This is a genomic window from Sphingobacterium sp. UBA2480 (assembly GCF_002341965.1).
GTDB classification, from domain to species: domain Bacteria; phylum Bacteroidota; class Bacteroidia; order Sphingobacteriales; family Sphingobacteriaceae; genus Sphingobacterium; species Sphingobacterium multivorum.
In genome coordinates, this window is record NZ_DDPA01000005.1 from 332,258 (window position 1) to 348,780 (window position 16,523).

Annotated in this window: 12 protein-coding genes; 4 read left to right on the forward strand and 8 right to left on the reverse strand. The window is 36.2% G+C overall.

Going from position 1 to position 16,523, the window contains the following annotated elements:
* Positions 1–45 precede the first annotated feature (45 nt).
* Both B3600_RS11420 and B3600_RS11425 read left to right on the forward strand, forming a co-directional pair.
* Positions 46–510, forward strand: a complete 465-nt coding sequence (locus B3600_RS11420; protein WP_286753050.1) for a helix-turn-helix domain-containing protein — start codon at positions 46–48, stop codon at positions 508–510.
* A 3-nt stretch (positions 511–513) separates the two neighbouring features.
* Positions 514–1,695, forward strand: coding sequence for a hypothetical protein (locus B3600_RS11425; protein WP_286753051.1), 1,182 nt, complete (start codon positions 514–516; stop codon positions 1,693–1,695).
* Between the two features lie 263 nt (positions 1,696–1,958).
* Here the strand turns inward: B3600_RS11425 and B3600_RS11430 are convergent, their stop codons facing one another.
* From B3600_RS11430 to B3600_RS11465, 8 genes are all read right to left on the reverse strand, one after another.
* A complete protein-coding gene (locus tag B3600_RS11430) occupies positions 1,959–2,660 on the reverse strand; it encodes a M48 family metallopeptidase (protein WP_286753052.1) in 702 nt (233 codons plus the stop codon).
* A complete protein-coding gene (locus B3600_RS11435) occupies positions 2,660–5,713 on the reverse strand; it encodes a type I restriction endonuclease subunit R (RefSeq protein ID WP_286753054.1) in 3,054 nt (1,017 codons plus the stop codon). Before B3600_RS11435 ends, B3600_RS11430 begins: the two co-directional genes overlap by 1 nt.
* The gene (locus B3600_RS11440; RefSeq protein ID WP_286753055.1) at positions 5,710–6,741 is read right to left on the reverse strand and encodes a PDDEXK nuclease domain-containing protein; all 1,032 of its coding nucleotides are present in this window, start codon (positions 6,739–6,741) and stop codon (positions 5,710–5,712) included. Before B3600_RS11440 ends, B3600_RS11435 begins: the two co-directional genes overlap by 4 nt.
* A 23-nt stretch (positions 6,742–6,764) precedes the next feature.
* Positions 6,765–8,003 carry a restriction endonuclease subunit S gene (locus B3600_RS11445; RefSeq protein WP_286753056.1) on the reverse strand — a complete coding sequence of 413 codons (1,239 nt, stop codon included), beginning with the start codon at positions 8,001–8,003 and terminating at the stop codon, positions 6,765–6,767.
* Positions 7,997–10,435 (reverse strand): type I restriction-modification system subunit M, encoded by a 2,439-nt coding sequence (locus B3600_RS11450; protein ID WP_286753057.1) that lies wholly within the window; start codon positions 10,433–10,435, stop codon positions 7,997–7,999. Before B3600_RS11450 ends, B3600_RS11445 begins: the two co-directional genes overlap by 7 nt.
* Positions 10,436–10,695: 260 nt before the next feature.
* Positions 10,696–12,438, reverse strand: coding sequence for a hypothetical protein (locus B3600_RS11455; protein ID WP_286753058.1), 1,743 nt, complete (start codon positions 12,436–12,438; stop codon positions 10,696–10,698).
* Between the two features lie 136 nt (positions 12,439–12,574).
* Entirely contained in the window at positions 12,575–13,021 is a 447-nt protein-coding gene (locus B3600_RS11460) for a nuclear transport factor 2 family protein (RefSeq protein WP_286753059.1), read from the reverse strand.
* Between the two features lie 884 nt (positions 13,022–13,905).
* A complete protein-coding gene (locus B3600_RS11465; RefSeq protein ID WP_286753060.1) occupies positions 13,906–14,352 on the reverse strand; it encodes a nuclear transport factor 2 family protein in 447 nt (148 codons plus the stop codon).
* A gap of 423 nt (positions 14,353–14,775) precedes the next feature.
* Here B3600_RS11465 and B3600_RS11470 point away from each other — a divergent pair, with 423 nt between their 5' ends.
* A complete protein-coding gene (locus tag B3600_RS11470; protein ID WP_286753061.1) occupies positions 14,776–15,675 on the forward strand; it encodes a TlpA family protein disulfide reductase in 900 nt (299 codons plus the stop codon).
* Between the two features lie 206 nt (positions 15,676–15,881).
* Positions 15,882–16,469 carry a hypothetical protein gene (locus B3600_RS11475; protein WP_286753062.1) on the forward strand — a complete coding sequence of 196 codons (588 nt, stop codon included), beginning with the start codon at positions 15,882–15,884 and terminating at the stop codon, positions 16,467–16,469.
* Positions 16,470–16,523 lie beyond the last annotated feature (54 nt).

The window sequence follows — 16,523 nt, forward strand, 5'->3', positions numbered from 1 at the left end:
GGTAAAATACCGGTAAATTACCGAACTTATTAAAAACTATAAAAAATGGGCGTTGCATTTCAAGAAGAGAAAATACACGAAGGAAAAAATCTAAAAAGAATTCGTGAAATCATGGGTATGAAACAGGAAGCTTTAGGACAAAAATGCGAAAGCAAATTTGACCAACGGCGCATTTCTGAGTTTGAAAACTCCTGGACTATTTCAGAACCAGCCTTAAAGGAGTTGGCTGACGCTTTAGGAGTATCTGTCGAATTTATTCGTGCCTTCAATGAAGAGAAAGCCATATTTAATATCCAAAACAATAACAATTCTTACAACGATCACGCTGTAGATCACTCTCATGCGCAACATTATCAACCTACCATCAATTACCAAGAGAGAAAAGATCTTACCTCACTTTTGGAAAAACTCGTTCAGGACGATGCAGTTAAGACTAAAGCGATTTTGGATTTGACTAAGGTTGTTGCTGATTTGGCGGAAGAGGTGAAGAGATTGAAGGGCGAAAAATAGACTATGGAAATCGATTTTGGATATTTCTTTCATTTTCAAGACAACTTTGAAAATGAACATAAAAAATCTAAACTGGATAGATTTTATAAAAGGCTCAATATAGAGTTAACTAGCTATGTTGATCATTTAATAAAAAGTTCAGAGGGCTATAATAACCAAGAAAAGAAGCTAAGAGATGAATTAAAGCTAAATTATCCAAATTATGATGAATTGAACGCTGAATATTATAGGTTATTTAAGGAATACGAAAAAATACACGGAGGACAAGCTGCAAGCCAAATCGCAGCGCACGAATCTGGCGTTGGTCAGATTGATCAAGAATTATCTTATGCAGACGAAGATATTTTTAATACTTTTCAATATGTTCGAGATACATTCTTTAAATCGTCATTAATATATTTATACTCAGTACTTGAAAGCCACTTACGTGAGATATGTACAATTCTTAAAGATGAAAATGCAGTTTTATTAGACATAAGTGATTTGTCAAATCGCAACTATTTAGAAACCTGTTTCATTTATCTCTCAAAAGTGATCGGCTTAAATTTAGAAAACCTAGATCCCTATAGAAATACACTTAAAGATTTTCAAAATCTTCGTAATTGCCTTGTTCATGATTTTGGAATAATAGCTCCAAATAAAAAAAACCAAATAAATAAAACTTTAGAATCCTATACAGGGATAGAATTGATAGAAGGTAAGATTCAAATAAATAATTATTCAATTCTAATAACATTTTTGCGTTCAATAATTATGCTTTTTCAAGATCTGTATTGGATTATAGATATGAAATCAAATTATTTGAAACTAAACGCAAATTTAAATAATGGTCTACAGTTTATAACTAAGGGTTTATCGATGCATATTACTTCTGTAGAATATGCAAAAGGACTTACAGAAGCAAAATTCAGAAATAAGATAGTCCATTTAGATATTTTAAATAGGAAAAAAGAAGCTATCGCACAAGCCACAATTTCAATTAATACCCATAAGACTAAATCGTCATTTAGAATTAGAATTGAGCCCCCAATATATATCCCTAAAACATATTCGCACAAATATACTCGGTTAGTTAAAAGACTAAAACAAGAACCATTTGTTGTTATTAGTGACATTTTCCAGAACTTTTACTTGACACAGAAATTACCTAGAAGAGTTGAAATCACTATAACTCTAAAAAGTTAAATTAGTAATCTATATTTAATGAATAATATCGAAAATTTCAGAGAAGTTTTATTAGATATATTTTCAAATATCGAAAAAAAACTGCAGGATTAGCGATAGATATGATGCTGGTCCGTCAATACACGAGTTCCCCAATGACTCAAGAAGATGTATAATAAGAATTCCCATAAATCATTTCAAAGATGAACCAATCAAAATCATTTGGACTATCTTACATGAATTTGGTCATCATGCCTCAGGAAGGTTTGAGAAAAATAATGCATCTAAATATTCCCAATCGGCAACTCATTCAATAGTTTCTTCTGCACGCGCCAGTTTGGCAAATACTGGTCCATCAATGAAACAAACCGTTTGTTATGATTGCGCTCTATCAAATGTACGAGTTCGTGTACTACAATATATTCAATACAGGATAAAGGCTTTTTAGCAAGTTCAATATTAAACCACAACCGTTGGGAGCTCACCGCGCAGCTGCCCCACTTGGTTTTCATGTAGCGTATTTTAAAATCGGGAACTTCAAGCGCCATTTCTTTACTGTATTTTATAACATATGCTTGCAATTGTTTGCGAAGCTCTCGGCGATAATACTGGGAAACAATTTTTTCTTTCAGATTCCGATCATCGGGATCTGTACACTGGACAATTAGCCTGTTACTACTGATGACAATACTATTCCGATTTCCTTTTACTACTTTCAACAAATAGCGCTTACCTAAAAACTGATGACTCTCTTGAGTAATGTATTCTCTTGCTTCTTCCCTATCCTGATTTCTGATTTTTGCCTGCTCCTTTTTAATCCAACTTAGTTTAGTAGCAGCATAAATCTTGACTTTTTCCAAATCATAGAAATCCGGTGAAGAGATAGTTACTCTTCCATCTGGAGGATGAACACTCAAATGCAGATTTTTGATCGCTTTGAAGGTGACTTCAACAGCTATTGATCCGATATGTATTTTACAAACCATTAATATTCATCCTTATGGGCATCAATGATTTTGTAAACCTCTTCGACTTTATTAATATCTTCCACCACCTCATAGATTGCCTTCTTAACTAACTTCTGCTTAGCTAAGTTCTCTCTGAACCCATCTTGTTTGGCATATTGCACCGCATCTTCACAGGCTAAGGCTAATTGCTCATTATCTTCCAATGTATGGTAGAGTGCAACCTTGCCCTTGGTATTAAGTGATTGAGGAACATTGCCTTTTTTACCTTTATTGACATCAGCAATAAGTGCTGCCATCTCCCTTAAATACTGCTGATAATTGATGGTTTCTTGTTTCCTTCGGGCTATTAACTCCTGTAATAAAACAGACATTCTATCAAAATATTTAGGATCAAGCAGATGCTCTTCTACAATTTTACTGCGGACGTTATTTTCGATAATCTCGGCCACAGCTTCTTGATTTCCTTTAATATCATTTGGCAAACTAGCAATGGCGCCAGCCATATCCGTCTCTAACAAGACTAATAGCGAAATATTTTCGAAAGGTGAGATAACCTCCGATTCCTCTGCTCTTATATAGGTATCAATCAAGAAGCGCATATCGGCTTCATAAGCCTTTAAATCAATAGTCTCTCTAGAGGCAATACGGATAATTTCTCTGATATTTAGGTACTCATTTAATTTATCGGTGAAACGCTTGATTTCGGCATCGGTAAATTCTGCCGTTATAAAATCTGCTTTCACATTGGCATAAGCTCTAATATACTCTACGATGGCTTTGTATAAGGCCATTCGTCGATATTCCGTAGCTTTTAAATCATCTGGTTTTTCAGTGTTACCACAGAAATAGTGTATATAAGCCAAGTCATTTTTAGGCAGCTCCACGTTCTCGCAAATACTCTCAACAGTCTCTAAAGCTGTGAACAAGCGATCTTTGGCTATTTTCAAACGGTCTTTGAGCTGTATGCTCACATCCTCTTGCGTGAAACCTTCGCTATCTAATTCTGAGGTATATACGTTGATCGCGTCAGTTACGTATCCAAACAACTCCATATAATCGATAATATAGCCGTAGTCCTTGTCCTCAGTATCTAATCGGTTGACCCGACAAATAGCCTGGAATAGGGTATGGTCCTGCATTTTTTTATCGATATAGATATAAGAACAAGGCGGAGCGTCGAATCCGGTTAACAATTTGGAAACGACAATCAAGAGCTTCATTCGCGCAGGCTCCTTGCGGAAGCTTTCTTTTGAATCCGTTTCGTAGGTTTCCGTTTTTGACTTGTTCCCTTTTACACTGACATCCTTTAATAAATCCGTATAGGTTTTATAAATAAACTGCTTGTCGGTTTCATTATCAGCACCAGTATCTTCTAGCGAAACATCACTTGCATTCGGATTATACGATGTAATGATGGCACATCTATTTTTCATTTCCGTATTCAGAAACAGCGTATAATATTTACAAGCTTCAAATATGCTGGAAGCTACCAAGATGGCATTTCCACTTTGAGATCTCAAGCGAGGCTTTGTGGAGAAGTCAACTATGATATCTGCAACAATTTTTTCCATGCGACTCTTCGAACTCAGAACGTTTTGCATAGTGCCCCACTTCTTTTTCAGTTCGTTTTTCTGGAAATCATTGAGTCCGGCAGTCTTTGCTTCAAACCATTGGTCAACTTTTGTCTGCGAAGTCAGTGTTTGTTCAATAGCCCGCCCTTCATACATCAAATCTTTGACCACACCATCATCTACCGCTTCATTAAATTTATAGGTATGAATGTACCGTCCAAAAACATCCATCGTTGTTTTCCTATCTTCTTTTAGCAGTGGCGTACCCGTAAAACCGATAAATACAGCGTTATGTAATATGGTCTTCATTACCTGGTTTAATTTTCCACTTTGGGTACGATGACACTCATCGATGAAAACGAAAATCTCTCCCTGCGTTTGTACTGGATTTTCCTGTAAATCTTTTATAAACGCATCGAAATCAGTCTCTGATTTATTGCCAAACTTATGAATGAGCGAGCAGACTAGACGGGGTCTGGATGAAGTTAAAAAGGACATAAGTTCCTTGCCCGATCTGGTCTTGGCCACATCAGTCTCACCGACATCTTTAAATACGCGCTCGATCTGATCATCAAGTTCGGTACGGTCGGTTAAAATGACAATCCGTGAATTGGCCACGTTTTCCAGTATCCATTTACCAAGCATGACCATCATCAGTGACTTACCTGATCCCTGTGTATGCCATATAATACCACCTTCTTTTCTGCGGACAAATTTTTGGGCTTCTTTGAGACCAAAATACTGATGTGGGCGTGGCAATTTCTTGACCCCAGCATCAAAGACAACGCCGTTATAGATTATATCAACTAAACGCTCTTTCTGACAAAGCTTCTTTAAATATTTGTCTAGCTTATACCCCTCATTATCATCTTCATCTTCTTTCCAAGCTAGGTAATATTTAGATTGGGTTTCTATCGTTCCATATCTTAGTCCCTGGGTGTTGTTACCTGCAATAAGCAACTGAATGGTGGTATAAAACCATTCGTTGAACAGTACTTTTTGGTTAGATATGGATTGATTGATACTTTCCGAAATATCGGTAGTCCCCCGCTTTAACTCCAGTACGCCAATAGCAATACCGTTGACGTACAATACGACATCTGGTCTACGGTTGTTTTCACCTTTGGATAAGGTTACTTCCTCAGCTATTCCAAACTCATTTTTTTCAACATCCTGCCAGTCAATAGGGAAAATCGTGTCAAATTGCTCCCCTAGATCGGGTCTGGCTTTTACTCCATACCGCAATAAGGAATACATTGCTTTGTTTCGATGGTATAGCGTCCCCGAATTGCTAGTTGCTAAATCATAAACCTCTTTGACAGCTTTGTCTGCTAAGGTCTCCGAATAGCCTCTACGTAACAAATTCTGTTTAAGAATATCCTCTTCCACATTGCTATTGTGTTCTCGTTTTTCCCAATTGCCATAATAGGTATAGCCTAGTTCTTTTTGAAAAAGCTGGATAATGCGATCTTGCGTGCGGCGTTCTACAGGGTTGATCATAAATCTTGGTTCTTAGATGTGGCAATAGCGATAGCCCGATGCAGCTTTTCTTTTAGAATTTCTTGTGAAGGCAGCAATGTCAAGTATTCCGCTACTTTTATATTGGCCTGTTCCAGTTGCATGAGTTCAATATGTTCCTCATTTTTACCGGTACACAGGATTAATCCGATTGGGTCATTCTCCCCCTCTATTTGTTCATGTTTTTGAAGGTAACGTAGGTATAATTCCATTTGACCTTTAAAACCAGCTTCAAACTCACCAAGTTTTAAGTCTATGGCGACCAAGCATTTCAACCTGCGGTGATAAAATAGCAAGTCGATATAATAATCTCTATTATCGATACTAATACGCTTTTGACGGGCCATGAAAGCAAAATCGCTCCCCAGTTCAATAATAAACCGCTGGAGTTCTACGATAATGGAGGTCTCCAGATCCTTTTCGGAATACGTATCACGAAGTCCTAAAAAGTCCAGGAAATAAGGATCTCTGAATACCAGATCGGGAGAAAGCTGTTGCTCATTTTTCAGCAAGGCTAAATCGTTGGCGATGGTTTGCTCTGGCTGTTTACTAATAGTCGTCCGTTCATATAACATGGACTGGATTCGTTCTTGGAAAGTTCGTACGCTCCACTTTTCCAATTTGCACATTTCGATATAAAAGTCTCGCTTTAAAGTCTCATTAATCGGAATAAGTAGCTTGATATGTGACCAGCTCAATTGTCGTGTCAGTGATACGACAATCTTTTCATCAGGAAAAACGCTGGCGAACTGCATCATCCTTCGCAGATTTTTCTCTGAAAACGAAGTGCCGTATTCGCTATGCAATTGTCGCCACAGTGTAGCGACAATCTGTTTGCCATAGCTTTGCTGCTTGTCGTATTTTTTGAGTTCTTCGTTAATAGCATAACCAATCCGCCAGTATAGCACACTCATTGTGGCATTAACCGCCACAGCAACCTGCTGTTTGCTGTCGTCTATCAGCTGCTTGATATTAACGAAAAGTGAATTATGTTGGGATGGCGTACTCATAAGCTAAATTTAATGATATTTTCTTAAACTAATCGTATCCTACCTGTTAGCAATTCCTGCATCATGCCTTGTTTGATCTTCCTAACTTTTTTTAGCTGAGCTGCTAAGGCTTCTAGCTCTGCATCCATATCTGATAGTATATTGGCGATACGGGTTTGTTCGGTTAGGGAATTGGGTATAAAAAATTCATATGATTGCAATTCTAAACTATTAATCCCTGGCTGCCCACTTCTCAAAGAATTAGAATTGATATAATCCTGATAAGATTGAGATTTGGTTATATAAAACAGTAACTTTGAATTTAGAAGTTGAGGATTTACTTTCAATCTAATTAGAAAACCTGCAAACACTAGATTCCCATTTTCTTTTTTATGATAATATGATTTGCCAACACTCGCTCCAGTTCTTGCAATGCAAACATCTCCAGCATCCAACATGTAATTAACTGAAAGAAAATGATCCACAGAAACTTTTCCATCCTGAAGAAAAGTACCGTTCTCACTAATGTCTGTTATTCTCAAATAAGTTGGTAATTTATCTTGATATTTTACCGCCGCTGCATTAATACCATATTCAGGATTTCTGAGCAATAATTCCCCCAACCTCTTCTTTTCCCATCCCTCCTTTGATGTCAACAATTCCTGCATTGCACCTTGTTTGATGAGGCGTTTTTTAGCAATAAGTTTCTCAAGGCTTTCTATCCATTCATCGGTATCACTCAAGGCTTCTGCTATTGCTTCTTGTTCGGGTAAGGGTGGAAGGGGAATATTAAAATCTCTTATCTTAGCCATTGAAAGACTAGGTTGTGCTCCAATGCTCATCCTATCTTCTATTTCTTTCCTGATGAATTCGCTCAAAAAATAATTAAAAATATAATCTACATCGACGTCTCTATTTTCAATTTTAATCTTAGCAGTATTTGGGCCTAAATGAAATCTATTATTTTCCTTAACAAGATAAATCGGGCCAATGGTCCCCACATAAGCAAAAACTAAATCTCCTTTCGACAACTTGCTTCTATGTAGAAAATCCGAAGTCTTTCTTGGAATATATTTCGTATCCGATAAATCCAGTTTATTGCTAGTGATATTTGTTCCTCTAATAACAACAATTTCTCCGCCATCTTTATAACTATTGAAATATTTGGAATATTCAAATCCAGCTAGCTTCGTTACAAATGCTATATTTCCTAATTTCTTCAAATCCCACTCCTCTGGTAGTAGCCCAATCTCTGTATTTTGCATCACATTTTCCTTTACCATACCAATCCCATTTTTTTCAGATGAGCCATTACTTTTCGCGAAGATTCTTCTACCTCGGTTTCCAATATCGGTAAAGCTTGCTGGTAGCGGGCTGCCAATTCTTTAATGCGTTGCGTTAGGTTTTGACTCAGTCTTTCCTGTTCGCTTTGCAATGCCTGTCGCAATACGGGAGTCCATTTGTGGTTGATGACCAAATCCTTTATTCCGGCTTCGCTTAATAAGGGGTATTGCGCCACTACTTTGGCTTCCAAATTTTCTTTGGCAATTTTGATTAACTTACCAATTCCCGTTAACGCTTCTTGCGTATCTAAGTAGTTTTTTATGTACTTCAGCTCTTCCATGGGCGCATTCTCTGCTTTACGCTGTTTGTAAAGCTCCTTTACATTCTTTGGATTGATTTTTTCTATATCGCTAAAAATCCCTTCATCACCACCGTTTTCTTCTTCTATTTCAGCAATGGCTTCTTGCGTCAGTGACAATTGATTTTCTAAATCCTGTAGGCTGTCGCTTTGCTCTTTAAAAAAATAGTTGATGATCATTTCTGGTGTTACCATCCGACCTTCAATACCTGCCAATCCTGCAATTTCTTTATCTTGTGCTGTCTTGCCATCTTTCCCCTTTTTACCTTTGATAACAAGTCGGGTGTAATCGTTTCCAGCTTTCCACCCGTCTAATGCAATTGAGTAAAAATCGTCCTGCATCGTTTCGTTCCAATACTGCATAAGGTGTTGGTACATCGCATATCGATTGACTAAAGCATTGTTTTCAAAATGACTTAATAAGGTTTGGGCTGAGGTTTCGATCATTTCCTTGATCTGTATTCCTTCACTCATTTCAAACCATATCTGTTGTTGTTCGGTGATCCAAGCATCAAACTCAGCGTCCATAGCCTCATTAAAAGCTACAAACTCTCGATGATTAAAGATGGTGCTTTTTATGCTTTCGGCAGGCACTTTTAACTCAAAATATCCCGTTCTCATTTCGCTGAACAACTCGGCTTTCAGCGAGGGAAACAAATCCCAATAAGCCTGTAAGCTATCTATATCTCGCTGCGGAATACCACCGAGCAAATGTCCTCCCAAATCTTGAATATCTTCGGCTTCCTGTGTATCGATATATCGAGGAATATTGAGATTATAATCATTCTTAGTATCAGCAATTTCTGTCATCGACACCATGCGACTGTACTTGGAAACTTCAACAAATGAAGCAAACACATCGGTAATCTTGCGGATGTCTTGCTCACGCAAGCGATTTTTATTGCCATCTTTGACAAAGCCTTTGCTAGCGTCGACCATAAATACACCTTTGCGATGGGTGGCATTTTCTTTGTCAAGTACAATAATACAAGCTGGGATACCCGTGCCATAAAAGAGGTTGGCAGGCAATCCGATGATGGCTTTGATATAACCCTTCTTTAAAATATTTTTGCGAATTTCGCCTTCTGCGTTACCACGGAACAATACACCATGCGGCAATACCACTGCGCCTTTACCATTTGCTTTTAAGGATTGTAAAATATGCAAGAGAAAAGCATAGTCGCCATTCTTCTCCGGTGGTACGCCCAATTTGAAGCGATTGTATTCATCGTTTTCAACGTTAACACCATTACTCCAACTTTTCAATGAAAAAGGCGGATTGGCAACCACATAATCGAACTTCTTCAGCGAGCCATTTTCTTCTTTATAAAACGGACGACTGAGGGTATTATCTGCAATAATAGTAGCTGTTTCGGCCCCATGCAGAATCATATTCATATGTGCTAAGTTGGCCGTTGTGGTTTCTTTTTCTTGCCCGTAAAGGTCTATGTTTTTGCCCGCTTCATTCATCACTTTGAGCAATAGAGATCCTGAACCACATGTGGGATCGTAGGCTGTAGTTTGATGTGACGAATTCTGCTGATTGATGCCAATTACTTTAGCTAGTACTCTTGACACTTCGGCGGGCGTATAAAACTGACCTTTGGATTTACCGCTTTCTGTCGCAAAATGCCGCATCAGGTATTCGTAAGCATCGCCCAAAATATCATCCCCTTCCGCCGAATTACCGGAAAAATCCAAACTTGGTTCGTTAAATATACGCACCAGATTGGAAACGGTATCAACCAAATCCTTTCCTTTACCTAATTTACTTTCGTCATTAAAATCAGGAAATTCATTCAGCTTATTCGCCTCCTTAATTGGATTGAGGATTTGCTTATTTATTTTATCACCAATTTCCGCATTTCCGATCAAATCCACCATATCGTCAAAGGATGCTCCTTTTGGGACAGTAATTGCCCCAAAAGGGTCACCTTTGTATTTATCTGAAATGTACTTCACAAACAACATCGTCAGTACATAATCTTTATATTGTGAGGCATCCATCCCACCACGTAATTCATCGCAAGAAGCCCAAAGTGAGCTATATAATTCTGATTTCTTAATCGCCATAATTTTGATAATCAAGACCTTAAAGATCTTTCGATTTTGACCTCAAAATAACCTTTATTTGCCAATTAGACAATAGTAATATATGGGTATATATTGACGAATTTGCCAAGAAACTCTCATTAAGTGATCAAAAGTTTAATAGTCCGTAAAACCGCTGGATAATTTGCTTTTTTCTCACGAGATATTAGGATATTTTTCACCATCAAATATTTATGATAGAAATATTCGATTAAAATACTGTTAACGAAGATTAGACTTTATTACTTAACAAATATCTTTCCTCCAAATTCCAAAAACTCTTTCAACAACTTCGGTGTACCAACCTTTTCTTCTAAATGGTGGGCAAACGAAAACAAAATATCATTTATCCTGTGCTCCAATGCCGCTTGCTGAGATCCTGGATCAGAAAAAACTTTCTTTTTCATCGAGTGAATTCTATTCCGATCAATACGCTCAATGTAAGACTCAATCAAGTTTTCAAATGAACGGGAATTTTCTTTAAAATACTCCGAATAAATTATTAAAGAATCAATATGAATAACGATAAGTTTTTTAATACGGTTTTTGATTGGTTTTAGTTTTGTACTTTTTTCTACTTCTTCTTCGAACCAATTATTTAGGATATGGTTTATACCGATTGTATTTAAAGAATGGTCTGTAACCAATAATATCGGCGTAACTATAAAATTGGCCGGTCTATCTTTATCATAAACTGCCTTGTTTGAATTATCTTCAAGAATTTCTATCCTTTCAATCAATTGTAAAATTGCTTTTTTATCGCGTTGATTACCATAAAACTTCCTTTTCAATTCTGCTTCTAAATTTTGCCAGGAAAATCCTTGTTTAACATCCCCTCTAACTATACTGCCCTTTATTTCAAACATAAAAACTTTCTTTCCATTCCGGACATAATAATCAGGCTCAGTATCTACTTTAAAAGTATTAGTAATATCTTCACCTGAAAATACTTTATAGCCCCTTTTCCTAAAGATTTTATCCAATACAGTATACGAAAGGTATTTTTCCACAAAATCGAACGTATATATTGAAAAGAAATCTTTCTTCACTTTTACTTTACCATCTTTGATTATTGATAAAATATCAAAAAATATAGAATTGAATAATCGATTAACTGCCAACCCCCTATCAATAATTAAATATTCGGTATCTGCAATTTTGTATAGAGGATTTGATCTTAAATGCACAAAATCTTCCAGTAATGATATAGATCCTTCTGAATTCGCAATTAACTTATCTAAAAACAATTTGGAATCCCCTTCAGCTTTTAGAATTTGTATACCCGATTCTGTCAATTCACCTCTCACTGCATGGATTGCGATAGGCATAATACTTCTTAGAAACTCATTTTTATCAGCAATTCCATAATCAATAAGAAATTGCTTAAACAACTCTGGGTAATTTGACTCTAGAAATTCAAGCAGTAGATAAGCCTTATAAAAGTTGGCAATCAGCGTATTTAAAACGTTCGTATAACTTATCTCAAAGATGCTTATCGAATTAGAGATATGCATTGTTGCCAAATAATCTTCTATTCTACCGAATGCTTCGGGGTTTAGCTGCTGTGCAAGCTCATCTGATTTCTTGATAAATTGATCGTTTATTTTCAGATAGTTTTTGAATAAATCAACTTCAACCTCATGTTTGGACAACTCCTTATTTTCTTCATTTTCAGAAGATAAGAGATCATTCATTAGCTCAAAGTTTGACCAAAGGCTAAAAGTAACCAATTGATCAGGCCTGTAACCATTCTTTTTGTAATAGTCACGAATTGTATCGAACAAATCATCAGCATTTGAATTATCATTTGAAAACCAAAAACCAAACACATCAAATATACTTGATAGCTTTCCCATACGAACTTTGTGATTCAGGGATGCTATAACTTTTGCAACGTTTTCTTTTTTAAATTCTTTCAGTTCGGCAACTTTATGATCTGGAAATGGACCTGAAAAAGAAATTGGTAATACTCGTTTTACATTCATATATTTCTGATTAATAAATTGATTATATTACAATATCATGACTTACAATATACTACATTGTTAACAACCCCAAATGTAATAAAAGCCACATCTCCCGACATGGCTCCACAACATATATATTTATTTGAAATCGCTCTTATTTATACGAATTGATTGATTTGGTTACTTTCCAGTCATTGCCCACACGCTCCAAGGTGACTAGATCGGTCTTGGTGAAGTTTTCAAATTTCAACGTTACTTTAGCGACCATATAGTCTGCTGATTCTTCTAAAATGTCGGTGCTTACTGTACAGTTTAGCTTTTCGCCTTTTTGTTTTTTCAAGGATTTAACCACTTCGCTACGGTTGTTATTTTGAGCATTGGAGACTTGGATCTTTTGATTAAAATCTTCGGTAAATAACTGCTCTACACCTGCCGATTCGCCCTCGGTGGTTACAGCCACATAATGATCCAAAGCTAAGTCTGCTGTGGAAAGGTTAACGTTTGCTTTTGTTGCTTTTGCTCCAGGTCCCTCAGCTGCCATAGCGAATGTAGATACTGCGATTAAAGCTGCTGCTGCGAATGTTTTTACTAGCGTTTTCATAATGTCTTTTTTATAGTGTTAGTTTATCTGTTCTTATTTGTTGACTCAAAACTACAACACAATAGGCCCCTAGCCTATGGGCTTTAGACTAACGCTCTGGAAAACTCGGTGAATGACGGAAATAGGTAGGCAAGTCTGCTCCGTATCAGATTCGTACCACGTTCGGATCATCAATAGATATTGTACAGACACCCAACAGACCTTGTCCAGTCTCTGTTCAGGAAAAAACTGGTCAGATACTGGTCGACAATCGAATCCTACATGTCCTGTTCCGAAGGCGATACGAAGCAGGTACGAACACAACCCCTATAAAAGTTATTTAAACTCATCCCTAATTAGCAGTTTTTAGCAAATAATGCCTAGTGCAGCGACGAAATCCGTGAGTTCGTGTTGGAGCGATCACCGAGATACCATGTCTTTGGTCACCACCATGCAGGCTATGGTAAGAGGAAAATTAAGGCTATCCAGTTTATCACCGCTTCGTTGTATGAGCTGTTGTAGGGAAAGGTGTGATTAAACTACACGATCAACTCAAGTGCACTCAAGATCTATAAACGAGGCAATACTACTATCTTTCTACTAATTCTTCTACTTTCTTTCTACTTCTTCTTCTCCTAACCTTTCCCTAGTTCTTTCCCTAAAATATTTACATTTTTCCTTCTAAAACAGCCCACAGCCTATTGTACGAGCGTTATTAAAAGTCTATTCATTAAGCGCTTCTCCTATTTCTTCTCCTAAATTCATCTATTCTTTCTACTTAATTATTCTAATTGAGCTCCACTCACTACGTTATCCCCGAAACAAGTCGCTATTTCAAATAGATCATGAAAAAGCCACATCTCTCGATGTGGCTCTACAACATATATATTTATTTAAAATCGCTCCTATTTATACGAATTGATCGATTTCGATACTTTCCAGTCATTGCCTACACGCTCCAAGGTAATTAGATCTGTTTTAGTAAAGTTTTCAAATTTCAACGTCACTTTAGCGACCATATAGTCTGCGGATTCTTCTAAAATGTCTGTGCTTACTGTACAGTTTAGCTTCTCGCCTTTTTGTTTTTTCAAGGATTTAACCACTTCACTACGGCTGTTAGATTGTGCATTGGATGCTTGGATCTTTTGGTTGAAATCAGCTGCAAATAACTGCTCTACACCTGCTGATTCTCCTTCGGTAGTTACTGCAACGTAGTGATCTAAAGCGAAATCTGCTGTGGAAAGGTTAACGTTTGCTTTTGTTGCTTTTGCTCCAGGTCCTTCAGCTGCCATAGCGAAAGTAGATGCTGCGATTAGGGCTGCTGCGGCGAATGTTTTTACTAGCGTTTTCATAATGTCTTTATTTTATAGTGTTAGTTCTGTTGTTCTTATTTGTTGACTCAAAACTACAACACGATACGCCCCTAGCCTACGGGCTTTAGACTAACGATCTAGAAAACTCGGTGAATGGCGGGAATAGGGAGGTGAAAGATATCGTTCGAAATAATGCTTCAATTAAGCTATATTTAAAAAGGAAATTACCAGAATAAACAGTTCGAATAAAGATATTAATTGAAGTCTAACAGAACACCACAAAAACTAAATTGCTAAAATGAAAATTTGGATTATGGTACTTAATAATGAGAGGGTGTAAAGTAAACTGTGTCAAATAAAGAATTTTTATATTAGACACAGTTCAGTTTACACTCCCGTTTACCTCCCAAAAAATACAACAAATTTAATTCTTTAAAAATTACTTTTAAATAACAATTAATCATGAGCATATTCAGAAACAAAATATTATTATTCTTTTTATACCTACTTTACTCTTCAATTATTGTATCTATTCCTATGCTTATTTTGAGAAGCGGGTATTTCGAAATAGGAATGCGATTCAGATATATTTTTATTTATTTCGTGTTTTTTATATTATTATTTCTTGTCAATAAGATTGTATCAGTGAGAAGGAGCTTTTGGTATTTGCTTGCGCCAATTTTGATTTTTACCATCTATGGATTATGGATTAATGCGAAGGATCTTTTTCCCTTCATATTTCCTGCAATTACCTTATTATTTACCTTGTGTATTTTAGAATATTTATTTACAGGAACGAAGAGAAGAATATTGTTTTCATTCAATATCATATTAATTCTATTTTTTTCCTTTGTGATTTATCCTTCCCTTACTGCTAAAAAAAATATCGAATATTTAAGTTTACCTTTTGAAGATATTAAATCATTCAACATGTTAACGCCAGATGGTGGGTCTATTTCACTTTCTAATGACAAAATGATCCTATTGGATTTTATGTTTTTAGAATGCAAACCATGTATTTTAAAATTAAATTATCTTCAAACACTTAAAAATCTTCCCATATCTATTAATATTATTGTCGATGGGCAGATCGATAAGTTCGAAGACTTTAAGAAGTATTATTATGAAAATAAAGAAATGTTATCTGGTTTTACGTTCTTATATGATATTGAAGGACGATTATCAAGAAAAATGAAAATTAACACCTATCCTACAGAGCTCATAATCAAGAATAAGAATATTATTTTGAAAGATGTTGGTGTGCCAAGTGATGCAAAGACAGACTATTTTGATATAAGAAAAAAGATTTTGACAGATGATTCTAATGACCTTTCAAAAAAAACTAACGTATTTAAAGGTTAAGAATTGGCGGATGCAAGTAAGCTATTTTCCGACAAATGGGGCTGAACTTTCTCTAATTTCATTTATTCATCAGAAAAAGTAAGGTACGTATAACACAATTATTGCTAGGATAGCTCACCAGAAAATAGCCAACCATGTGCGTAAAGTTTTTCAGGACGAGTCAGGCTGGAATCGGGAGGTGAAGGTTGTGCATAACAGCTTATTAAATGAATATTTGCATATTTCTAAGAAAACATTTTAATACGGTTGACTTAGCGCGTAGAAAGGTATTTGCTTATCATTTAAGACATTTAGTTGTCGGGCTTATTAGCAATGATGAGTTTGAGGAGGAAATACTAGACAATGTATCCTTTGGTTATCTTCCTGAACATTATTATTCTTCAAAACAAGTCAAATTTGATGATCCTATCATAAGACCAATGCTCGAATTAAGCTGGTGTTTATATAGCGACTTAGAAAATCATACACTTGCTGGCAAACACCAACTTTCTGATAAAGAACTGAAAGACATTGCTCGGTTTATTTTATTCCTACATTCGGATTTTGAGTACGAATGGCCTTACTTTGATCGTATGAATCCGCTATTACGGTTTTCATTTAAAGACTTGTTATTTACTATCCTGAGCTTAGGACAGCATTATAACGTAAAACTAAATGAGAGGAAAGAGCAATTTGAAGAATTTAAGCATTCACGGGATCATGAACTATGGCCATTTATAAGCAAAGAACAATACGAACAGCAATTGAGAAAGCAACCATTTTTAAGAGGCATAAATTCAACAAAATCCAACTAAGGGCGTAAATTACATCCGTATTCTCCTTTACCTGCTTTCAGCATAGCAAAAGCT